Below are 10,153 nucleotides of genomic sequence, written 5' to 3' on the forward strand. Positions count from 1 at the left end.
CGAGGCGCGCGAGCTCGTCTGGCTGCTCGAGCACCCGCCGGTCTATACCGGAGGCACCAGCGCCGATCCCGCCGAACTGATCGACCCGCGCTTTCCCGTCGTCCAGACCGGGCGTGGCGGGCGTTACACCTATCATGGCCCCGGCCAGCGCGTCGGCTATCTGGTACTCGACCTCAACCGCCGCGGGCGCGACGTGCGCTGCTTCATCCATGAGCTCGAACACTGGCTGATCGCGACACTGGGCGATTTCGGGATCGAGGCGCGGACCGAATCGGGGCGCGTCGGAATCTGGACCGGGCACGGCGCCGAGGAGGCGAAGATCGGCGCGATCGGGGTGCGGGTGAAACGATGGGTGACGCTGCACGGCTTCGCGATCAACCTCGACCCCGATCTCGCACATTTTGGCGGAATCGTGCCGTGCGGCCTGGCCGACTATGCCGTGACTAGCGCAGCCGCTCTTGGAAAACCCATTGCGGTTGAGGCACTTGACGCGGCATTGGCGCTTCACCTGCCCGCCTTTCTGGACGCGCTTTCCGCGCACGAAAAGCGGCTTGAGCAACTTCGGATTAGTGTCTAATGTCCACCTCGATTTGGGTGATAAGGCCGGAAAAGCCGACCAAATCCACTATCTAGGGAGCTTCCAAATGCGTTCTTTCATCTCGAAGGCCGTGATCGGCACCATGATCGCGGGCGCCGCCCTGGCGGTTTCGGCCTGCACCAAGACCGAAACCACCACCAATGTCACCGACATGAACGTCACTGACGAGACCACCACCGACAACATGACTGCGGTCGATGGCGGCGCCATGAACGGTACCGACATGATGTCGAACGACACCACGACCACCACCACGACCAACACGACGATGTAATTCGTCTGGTCGTCCGCCTTCGGGCGGATGGTTAGGTTTCGAGGGGCCGTCCGTTCGTCGGGCGGCCCCTTTCGATTCGTGGCGCTGATTCCGCGAACTTAAACACACCGAAACCTCTTGGGCGCGCAGGAAAATCACCGTAGGAAAGTGCCTGCGCAGGGGGCGCGAGAAGGGACGAGGATGAAAATCGTGCGTATCATGGCGAGTCTTTCGCTCGCCGCCGGCCTGTTCGCCGGATCGCCGGCATCGGCGCAGTTTTTCCTGAAATCCTATGATTTCAGCGGTGCGACAGTGACCGGTGCCGAACCCGAAATGGGGATGGCTTTGCCGGGCGCGACGCCGGCCGAAGTGCGCGCCGGGCTGGTGTGGAACATGCGTGCCGCGCTCAATGTCGCGGCGTTGCAATGCGATTTCGCGCCGATGCTGCTGACGGTCGATAATTATAATGCGATGCTGCGCGACCATTCGGCCGAGCTCAAAGCCTCGCTCGAAGCGATCAACGGCTATTTCGTCCGCACTTCCAAGACCAAGGCGGCGGGGCAGACGGCGTTCGACCGTTTCGGCACGCGCACTTATTCGGCTTTCGCGACGGTCGCCGCGCAATATGGCTTCTGCCAGACTGCCAGCAAGATCGGCCGCGAAGTGATCTTCGCGCCGCGCGGGCAGCTGGGCGATGTCGCGACCAGGTACATGCGTGAGCTGCGCAACAGCCTAATCCCCTATGGCGAACAGCAATTCCCGCGTGCGTTCTACACTCGGACCTATTTGTTCCTGCCTGATTTCCAGCCCGATTGCTGGCGCAAGGGGCGCTATAGCGCGACCTATTGCGGCAGCAGCGCCAAGAAGAAGCGCTGAGTTACAACCCTACCGCAAGCCAAGCCGCTTGTGCGCCTGCAGCGTCAGGCGCCAGCGCGGTCGGGCCATGACCAAGGCGATCGCCTCAGCCTCAGTCGCGGCATTGCCTTCGACCGATCCGGTGTCGAGCGGCTGCGCGAGCAGATGGGCGAAATCCCAAGTTTCCAGCACGTCGACATCGGTACCCGGCTGCGGCCAGACCAGTTTCAGCTCGTCGCCCGATCGCTGGACCACCTCGCTCCCCGCCTTGGGGCTGATGCAGACCCAGTCAAGGCCGGGATGGACGGCAAGCGTACCGTTGCTTTCGATCGCTATGGTGAACCCGGCCGTGTGCAGCGCGTCGACCAAAGTATCGTCGACCTGGAGCATCGGCTCGCCACCGGTCAGCACGCAGAAGCGCTCCTCGCGCTCCTCGCCCCAAAAGCCCGCCGCTGCCTCCGCCAGCGCGGCGGCGTCGGCGAACCGCCCCCCTCCCTCGCCATCGACGCCGACGAAATCGGTGTCGCAGAAGCGGCAGATTGCGGTCGCGCGATCCCGTTCACGTCCCGACCATAGATTGCATCCGGCGAAACGGATGAACACCGCGCGCCGACCGGCATTCACGCCCTCTCCCTGGAGCGTGAGGAACATCTCCTTGACCGCGTAGCTCATCGTCAGACGGCGTAGCGCGTCGGGTCGGGAATGCCGGCTTCCTGGAACCCTTTGCCGCGCAGCCGGCAGCTGTCGCACAAGCCGCAATGCACGCCGCCGGGCGCCGGATCGTAGCACGACCAGCTCATCCCGAGATCAAGCCCGAGCCGCGTGCCTTCGCGCACGATATCCGCCTTGGTCATGTGTTGGAGCGGCGCGTGGATACGGAAACGGTCGCCCTCCACTCCTGCCTTGGTCGCGAGCGCCGCCATCTCCTCGAACGCGGCGACGAATTCGGGGCGGCAATCGGGATAGCCCGAATAATCGAGTGCATTGACGCCGATCACCAGGTCGCGTGCGCCCGATGCTTCGGCCCAGCCGAGCGACAAGCTGAGGAAGATCGTGTTGCGCGCTGGCACATAGGTGACCGGGATGTCGCTGCCGACGCCATCTTTGGGCACGTCGATCTCCGCGGTCAGCGCCGAACCGCCGAACGCACGCAGATCGAGCGGCAGCACGACATGGCGTTCCGCACCCAGCGTGCCGGCGATTCGCCGCGCCGCGGCAAGCTCGATCTGGTGGCGCTGGTTATAGTCGACCGAAAGCGCGAGCAGGCGATAGCCCGCGGCCTTCATCGAGGCCGCGGCAACCATCGAATCGAGGCCGCCCGAGATCAGCGCGACCGCCAAAGGCGATGTATTTTCCATGATCGGGCGGGAGCTAGGAGGTTAGGGCGTCCACCGCAAGCCGGACCAAAAGAAGAGGGCCGCCTTGCGGCGGCCCAGTCTTGACGCTTCCAAGCGTCTTTCCAGGGAGGAAACGTGCCCGAAGAGCACACTAACCTCTATAATCCACCGACCCTAAACACGGCCTTAACGGACCGGCGGCGGCGCGCAGGCCCCCGTCCGGCGGCCTTCATAGACAATATCGAACGGCTGCCCCAGCGGATCGATCCCTTGTGTATCGAGGCGAATCAAGGTGGGGCTTTCGAGCGTGATCGTGGTCCGGCCATAACCGCGACCCTGGCACGTATAGTGGACCGTGGTGTGATCGGGCGCATCGTCGATAGTGAAGCGCGTACATTGCACGCCCGGATGGAACAGCTGAACCATCTGCAGCGGATTGTGCATGCACATCTGCCGCGGCGTGTCGGCGCTGCCGATCTCGTGCAACTGCCATTGCCCCAGGGCGAGCCTGTCGAGCGCGACCGGCCCCGCTGCGACCGCCACGCCTGCGCCGAGACCCGCCATGGCCGCAAACGCGGCTAAGATGATCGTCCCCTTCCCCATGCGCACTCCTCTGCCGTCCAAATGTGGCGATGGGCGGGCAGTGTTACAATCGTTAGAGTCTGTCTCAGCAAAGCTGAAAACGAACCTAGGGCGCGGCCAACTCCGCCGGCACCGGAAACGACTTGGCACAGAACGCGCAATCGACGTTGATCATGCCATGCTCGTCGGCCATCTCGCGCCGGTCCTCGGGCGTGAATTTGGCGAGCACGCCGGCAATATACGCGGGGTCGCAGCGGCATCCCTTGCGGAAATCCGACCGCGCCTGCACGCGCACTTCCTCTTCTTCGTTGAATAGGCGCCAGATCAGCGTTTCCAACGGGATCGCCGCATCGGTGAGTTCGTCCGCCCCCATCGTCCGACCCAGGATCGCGACATGCTCCCATTCGGGATGGTCGTGCCGCACATGCAGCCGCTCGCGCCCGATCTCGCCTTCCGGCAGATGTTGCAGCAGCAGCCCACCGGCGACGTGTTGGCCGGCGCGATCGCGCGCGACGCCGAAATTGATCAGCGTCGGGATCTGCTCCGACTGGGCGAAATAGCTCTCCGCGGCCTCGGCCAGCGTTTCGCCATCGAGCGGAACGATGCCCTGATAGCGTTCGCCGGTTCCCGCCAGATCGAAGGTGATCGCCAGATATCCCTCGCCGAACAAGGCGAATAGGGTCGGCTCCTCGGGCGCCTCGGCCAGACGGTCGGCATCGAACTGGACATAGCCGCGCAATTCGCCGCCGCGATAATCGCACACCAGCAGCTTCACCACGCCCGCCTGGGTCTGCGCCTGGATGGTGAGCTCCCCCAATGGATCCTTGAGCGTCGAGCCGATCAACGCGGTCAAGGTCAGCGCCTCGGCGAGCAACCGTTCGATCGCCGGCGGATAGGCATGCGCCGCCAGAATCTCGTCGAGCACCGGCCCCAGCCGCACCAACCGGCCGCGCGCGTGGCGAGCGGGAATGGTGAAGCCGATCGTCTGGTCGAGGTCGGTAACGTCTCCGGTCATAACAATCCTTCGTCACCCCAACCAAAGCTGGAGTCTCTGGCGTTCAGCGTTGCGCCAAATTGCATGAGATGCCGACGTGTGCCGGCATGACGGATGTGGGAAGCGCGCTGCCCGCGGTCAACCGATCTGCCCGAAGCACCAGCGCAGGATCGATTTCTGGGCGTGCAGCCGGTTCTCCGCTTCGGGCCAGATCAGGGATTGCGGCCCATCGATCACCTCGGCAACCACTTCCTCGCCGCGATGCGCGGGCAGGCAGTGGAGGAATTTGGCACCGGGCTTGGCGCCCGCCATCAACTCGCTCGTCACCTGGAACGGCATCATCGCCGCGAGCTTGGTGTCGGCATGCTCCTGCCCCATCGAGATCCAGGTGTCGGTGACGACGATGTCCGCGCCCTCCACCGCCTCGCGGGCGGTTCCAACTACCCTGGCGCGCCCGTTGGCCAACGCGACTTCCGCTTCGGACGGCTGGAATCCCTGCGAGCAGGCGGCGACCACGTCGAACTGCATCAGTCCGGCCGCTTCCATCATCGAGGTGAGCACGTTGTTGCCGTCGCCCAGCCACGCCACCTTAAGCCCCGGTAACGAATAGCCGGCCTCGATCACCGTCTGCAGGTCGGCGACGATCTGGCACGGATGGGAATAATCGGTCAGGCCGTTGATCACTGGCACGCTGGCATAAGCTGCGAGTTCCTCGACCTTGGCGTGGTCGTCGGTGCGGATCATGATCGCGTCGACATAGCCCGACAGGATGCGCGCGGTATCGGCGACGGTTTCGCCGCGGCCAAGCTGCATCTGGCCGGCATCCGTCACGATGCTGGTGCCGCCCAATTGGCGAATCGCCATGTCGAAGCTGAAGCGGGTACGGGTCGAGTTCTTCTCGAAAACCATCGCCAGCACCTGCCCGGCGAGCGGCGCGTCGGCGTCGACCTTGCCCTTGGGCCAGCCGGCGCGCGCCGCCTTGCGGTCGAGCGCATCAGCCAGCATCGCGGCGACGCCGTCAGGGCCGGCGTCGGCGAGGTTGAGGAAGTGGCGGGTCAAATTCCCTCTCCCTTTGAGCGCATCAGGCCGGTCATGCCCCCGGCACGACCTAAACAGCGCGGGGCGCTGTTTACCTGATGCGGGAGGGAGCCGCGAAGCGGCGGAAGGGTGAGGGCAGAGAGGACGAGGCTGCCCTCACCCTTCCCGCTCAGCTGCGCCGAGCGGGCCCCTTCCCTCTCCCACAGGGAGAGGGAAATCTTCACGCCGCCACGGCGGCGGCGGCGTACGTCCGCGCGCCTTCGCTCAGCCGCTCGATACATTCGGCGATGTGGTTTTCCTCGATCACCAACGGCGGCAGCACGCGGAACACATTCTCGCCGGCGGCGACCGTCAGCAGGCCGTGATTGTCGCGCAGATGCGCGACGAAATCGCGGCTGACCGCCAGCTCCTTCATCTTGATGCCGAGCATCAGACCCTTGCCGCGGATTTCCTCGAACAGATCGTCATGGTTGGGGATAAGCTGCTCGAACGCCGCGCGGAGGCGGTCACCCATCGCGGTCACGTGCTCGAGGAAGCCCGGCTCGAGCATCACGTCGAGCACAGCCTCACCCGCTGCCATCGCCAGCGGGTTGCCGCCATAGGTCGATCCATGCGTGCCGATCACCATGCCCTTGGCCGCTTCCTCGGTGGCGAGGCACGCACCGAGCGGGAAGCCGCCGCCGATGCCCTTGGCAACGGTCATGATATCGGGAGTGATGCCGTAATGCTCATAGGCCCACATCTTGCCGGTACGGCCGTAACCGCACTGGATCTCGTCGAGGATCAGCAACAGGCCGCGCTCGTCGCACGCCTTGCGCAGGCCCTGGATGAACTCGGGCGTGCCCGCCGTCATGCCGCCTTCGCCCTGCACCGTCTCGACCATGAAGCCGGCGGTCTCGTCATCGATCAGCGCCAGCGCGCCTTCAAGGTCGTTGAACCTGGCATAATCGAAGCCCGGCAGCAGCGGCTCGAACCCATCGCGCATCTTGGGCTGGTCGGTGGCACTGATCGCACCGAGCGAACGGCCGTGGAAGGCGTTCTTGAAGGTGATCAGCTTGTAGCGTTCGGGATTGCCGTTGACGTCGTGATAGCGGCGCGCGGTCTTGATCGCGCATTCGATCGCCTCGACCCCTGAATTGGTGAAGAACACCGTGTCGGCGAAGCTGATATCGACGATGCGCTGCGCCAGGCTCTCACCCTGCGGCGACCCGTACAGGTTCGACACGTGCATCAGGGTGGCGGCCTGGTCGGCGATCGCCTTGGTCAGCTTGGGATGGCCGTGGCCAAGCGCGTTGACCGCGATGCCGGCGGCGAAATCGAGATAGCGCTCGCCGCGCTCGCCGATCAGATAGCAGCCCTCGCCTCGGACCGGACGCACCCCGCACCGCGGATAGACGGGCATGAGCGGAGTGATGGTCACGGCGATGGCCTCCTTCAGTTGCAAAAAAGCAAAAAGGGCGGCCCATCCGGACCGCCCGGAACGGGCATTTACTTGGTAGCGCCATGGAGCGTCAACACCACCGGATCGAATAGGCCATGACGTGGGTTGAGAGCACCATGCCCAAGGTGCATGACAACTGGATCGTCCTACCCCATGGACAGATCGAAACGATCGACGAGGCCCTGCTCACGGTCGCCGGTGATATTCCGATGCCGCTCGGCAATTTCCCGCGGCGGATGACGGTAATCGGCCTTGGCGGCAAGCGCACCGCGATCTGGAGCGCGATCGCGCTCGACACCGCGGAGATGGCCCGGATCGAGGGATTGGGGGCGCCGAGTTTCCTGATCGTACCCAACCGCGCGCACCGGCTCGACGCGAAGATCTGGAAGGCGCGCTATCCGTCGATCAAGGTATTGGCGCCGCCGAGCGCGCGATCGGCGGTCGAAGAGGTGGTGCCGGTCGACGCGACCGACGACATTATCGGCGACCCCGACCTTGCCTTCATGACCGTGGCCGGCGCGAAGGAGGACGAATTCGCGCTGAAGGTACGCCGCGCCTCGGGCGTCACTCTCATCGTCAACGACGTGATCGGCCATGTCCGCCACCCGCACGGGCTAGGCGCGAACATCATGGCGCGGCTGATGGGGTTCGGCGTGTCGGGCCCGCGCGTGCCCCGCGTGGTCAAGCGGATGATGATCGCCGACCAGGCCGCGCTGGCGCGTCAGCTCCGCGACTGGGCGGCGATCCCCGAGCTCAAGCGAGTGATCGTCTCACACGGCGATCCGATCGTGGACGATCCCGCCGCAGCGCTGAACGCGGTGGCGGACTCGCTCGGATGAAGCGGGCGGCGGGCAAGCCGCCGCCCGCAGCAGATCAGTTGTTGCGCGGCCGGTAGATACCGTCGTCAGACGGCGTCATGCTGTCGTCCTGGCCGTTGGGGTCGTCATAGCCCTGATCGTCATTGGGCGTCGGCGCTGTGCCGTACGGCTCGCCGGCCGGTGGCGTCGATCGATCGGCGTCCTCGTTTAGCGACGGCGCGCGATAGGAATCGTAATTCTCCGGCGCGGTATGGCCAGGACCGGAGGACGGCGATCTATTGTACGGATCGTTCGCCCGGGGCGTGCTGCGATACGAATCGTCCGGCGCGGACGAATAAGGCTGGTCATCGTCGCCGGGCGCACGTCGGGCGCTGTCATAGCCGCCCTGAGGCGTGGAGCCATAAGCGGGCGGATAGTCCGTCGATCGGCCACGATAGGCGTAGTCATTGCCCGAGTCGCCGCGCGCCTCGCGCAGATCGCGCAGCAGCGCAAAAGTCCGGCGCGTGAGATCGCGGCGCACATTGCCATCTTCGTCACGCTGGGCGCGGCGATCCAGCCGCACCAGGTCATCGGCTTGTTCGCGCAGATTGCTCGCCTGATCGTCCGAAAGCTCGCCGCGGCTTTGGGCGGCATCGATCATCGAACGGACCTGGTACGGCGTCGGCACCGAGCGACGGGCATAACCGTTACCGTAACTGTCCGAATAATTGGGATTATAGGATTGCGCCGTCGCGGGCGCGGCGCTCAGGACGGCGAGACTCGCCGCCGATATCAACAGAATGCGCATTACCGGAACTCCACTGGGTGGGATCATAACGCGCGGTAGCAGTGGGATGTTGCGTGCGGGCTGAATGGCCGCGTCAGACGGCGTTCACGCAGGCCGGCCAAACGCCACAACGGGGACCGGTCAGGACTTGATCTTCCAGCCCTTGTTGAGCAGCCAATAACAGGCCAGCGCCAACACGACGTCCAGGCCGAACACCACCGCGCTGCCGATCAGCACCGGCGAATCGGCGGTGCCGAGGAAGCCGTAGCGAAAACCCGAGATAATGTAGAAGAACGGGTTGGCATGGCTGAATGCGCGGAACGCAGGTGCCAGGCGATCGACCGAATAGAAGGTGCCCGATAACAGCCCGAGCGGCACGATGACGAAATTGGTCACCGCCGCGGCATGGTCGAACTTGTCGGCCCAGATCGAGGTCAGCACGCCGAGCAGCGACAGGAACGCCGCCCCGAGGAATCCGAACCAGACCACTGCCCACAAATGCTGCGGCCAGACCCCGATGCCGTAGAGCGCCATCGCCGCCCAGACGATGAAGCCGACGATGAACGCTCGCGTCATCGCCCCACCGACCAAAGCGGCGAGCAATTCCATCGTCGACAAAGGCGGCATCAGATAATCGACGATCGTGCCCTGGATCTTGCCGACCAGCAGCGAGAAACTGGCATTGGCGAAGGCCGGCCCCATCATGCCTTGGCTGATGATCAAGCCAGGCGCGATGAAATCGCCGAACGGAATGTCGACGCCGCCGACCGTCACAGGGCGTTTGGCGCCCGTCGCGACCGTGAAAACGACCAGAAACAGCAACGTTGTGGCGGCCGGCGCCCAGATCGTCTGCAGGTGCACCTTGAAGAAACGGCGCACCTCCTTCACATAGAGGGTTCTCAGGCCACCCCAGTTCACGCTCCGGATCACCGGAACACCGGGGGGTGCCATAACAGTGATTTTCTCACCGGAAGTGGTGGGCGCGTCCATCGGCCACGCAGGTAGGCGCTGACGCGATGCCCCGCAACCGTCCGGTGACGTTTTGGAAGGAATGTGAATGAGCTGGACCGACGACCGCATCGATACGCTGAGGACGATGTGGGAAAAGGGCATGACGGCGAGCCAGATCGCCGAGGCGCTGGGCGATGTCAGCCGCAACGCGGTGATCGGCAAGGCGCATCGCCTCGGCCTGCAATCGCGCCCATCGCCCGTGAAGCCCAATGACGACAGCGCGTCGGCAGCCCCTGCTCCCGCGCCGGTCAAGAGAGCCGCGCCGCCGATAGCAGAGGCACCGCGCCCAGCGCCGGCGCCTGCTCCCGCACCAGCCGCGGCGCCAGCAGCACCGTCAGCCGCGGCAATACCCTCAGCTACGCTTGGTACCCCTGCTCCCGACTCGCCGCCGCAGCCGATCCTGCGCTCGGTCGGCCCCGGCGGCTTCGTGCGCCAGGCGCCGGGCGAGCAGCAGCCGCCG

The 10,153-nt window shown here is 65.0% G+C and carries 13 protein-coding genes; 5 read left to right on the forward strand and 8 right to left on the reverse strand.

From position 1 onward, the window contains the following. The 3 genes from lipB to SAS01S_RS20245 all read left to right on the forward strand — a co-directional run. A partial coding sequence (lipB, locus tag SAS01S_RS20235) for a lipoyl(octanoyl) transferase LipB (RefSeq protein ID WP_066812777.1) occupies positions 1-577 on the forward strand: 577 nt, incomplete at its 5' end. Between the two features lie 67 nt (positions 578-644). Further along, positions 645-872, forward strand: coding sequence for a hypothetical protein (locus tag SAS01S_RS20240; protein WP_066812779.1), 228 nt, complete (start codon positions 645-647; stop codon positions 870-872). Positions 873-1,052: 180 nt separating this feature from the next. Then, positions 1,053-1,727 (forward strand): hypothetical protein, encoded by a 675-nt coding sequence (locus SAS01S_RS20245; protein ID WP_066812781.1) that lies wholly within the window; start codon positions 1,053-1,055, stop codon positions 1,725-1,727. 9 nt (positions 1,728-1,736) lie between these two features. Here SAS01S_RS20245 and queE read toward each other — a convergent pair whose 3' ends face one another. The 6 genes from queE to SAS01S_RS20275 form a co-directional block, all read right to left on the reverse strand. Then, positions 1,737-2,378: a 7-carboxy-7-deazaguanine synthase gene (queE, locus tag SAS01S_RS20250; protein ID WP_066812783.1), complete on the reverse strand. Its 642-nt coding sequence runs from the start codon at positions 2,376-2,378 to the stop codon at positions 1,737-1,739. 2 nt (positions 2,379-2,380) lie between these two features. Then, positions 2,381-3,064, reverse strand: coding sequence for a 7-cyano-7-deazaguanine synthase QueC (gene queC, locus SAS01S_RS20255; RefSeq protein ID WP_066812785.1), 684 nt, complete (start codon positions 3,062-3,064; stop codon positions 2,381-2,383). A 165-nt stretch (positions 3,065-3,229) separates the two neighbouring features. Beyond that, complete coding sequence (locus tag SAS01S_RS20260) at positions 3,230-3,646, reverse strand: DUF3617 domain-containing protein (RefSeq protein ID WP_066812787.1); 417 nt, start codon at positions 3,644-3,646, stop codon at positions 3,230-3,232. Between the two features lie 85 nt (positions 3,647-3,731). Next, complete coding sequence (gene hslO, locus SAS01S_RS20265) at positions 3,732-4,640, reverse strand: Hsp33 family molecular chaperone HslO (protein WP_066812789.1); 909 nt, start codon at positions 4,638-4,640, stop codon at positions 3,732-3,734. 117 nt (positions 4,641-4,757) lie between these two features. Then, positions 4,758-5,678, reverse strand: a complete 921-nt coding sequence (gene argF / locus SAS01S_RS20270; protein ID WP_084239272.1) for an ornithine carbamoyltransferase — start codon at positions 5,676-5,678, stop codon at positions 4,758-4,760. Positions 5,679-5,877: 199 nt separating this feature from the next. Beyond that, positions 5,878-7,077 carry an aspartate aminotransferase family protein gene (locus tag SAS01S_RS20275; RefSeq protein WP_066812800.1) on the reverse strand — a complete coding sequence of 400 codons (1,200 nt, stop codon included), beginning with the start codon at positions 7,075-7,077 and terminating at the stop codon, positions 5,878-5,880. 137 nt (positions 7,078-7,214) lie between these two features. On the opposite strand from SAS01S_RS20275, the gene SAS01S_RS20280 reads away from it, so the two are divergent. Further along, positions 7,215-7,937 carry a hypothetical protein gene (locus SAS01S_RS20280; protein WP_066812791.1) on the forward strand — a complete coding sequence of 241 codons (723 nt, stop codon included), beginning with the start codon at positions 7,215-7,217 and terminating at the stop codon, positions 7,935-7,937. Between the two features lie 34 nt (positions 7,938-7,971). Here SAS01S_RS20280 and SAS01S_RS20285 read toward each other — a convergent pair whose 3' ends face one another. Together SAS01S_RS20285 and SAS01S_RS20290 are read right to left on the reverse strand one after the other, a co-directional pair. Continuing rightward, positions 7,972-8,703, reverse strand: coding sequence for a hypothetical protein (locus SAS01S_RS20285; protein WP_066812798.1), 732 nt, complete (start codon positions 8,701-8,703; stop codon positions 7,972-7,974). 120 nt (positions 8,704-8,823) lie between these two features. Beyond that, positions 8,824-9,633 carry an ABC transporter permease gene (locus tag SAS01S_RS20290; RefSeq protein WP_066812801.1) on the reverse strand — a complete coding sequence of 270 codons (810 nt, stop codon included), beginning with the start codon at positions 9,631-9,633 and terminating at the stop codon, positions 8,824-8,826. A gap of 106 nt (positions 9,634-9,739) precedes the next feature. On the opposite strand from SAS01S_RS20290, the gene SAS01S_RS20295 reads away from it, so the two are divergent. Then, positions 9,740-10,153 (forward strand): GcrA family cell cycle regulator (locus SAS01S_RS20295; RefSeq protein ID WP_218016345.1); only part of this gene is annotated, 414 nt, incomplete at its 3' end.

The organism is Sphingomonas asaccharolytica NBRC 15499, from assembly GCF_001598355.1.
GTDB classification, from domain to species: domain Bacteria; phylum Pseudomonadota; class Alphaproteobacteria; order Sphingomonadales; family Sphingomonadaceae; genus Sphingomonas; species Sphingomonas asaccharolytica.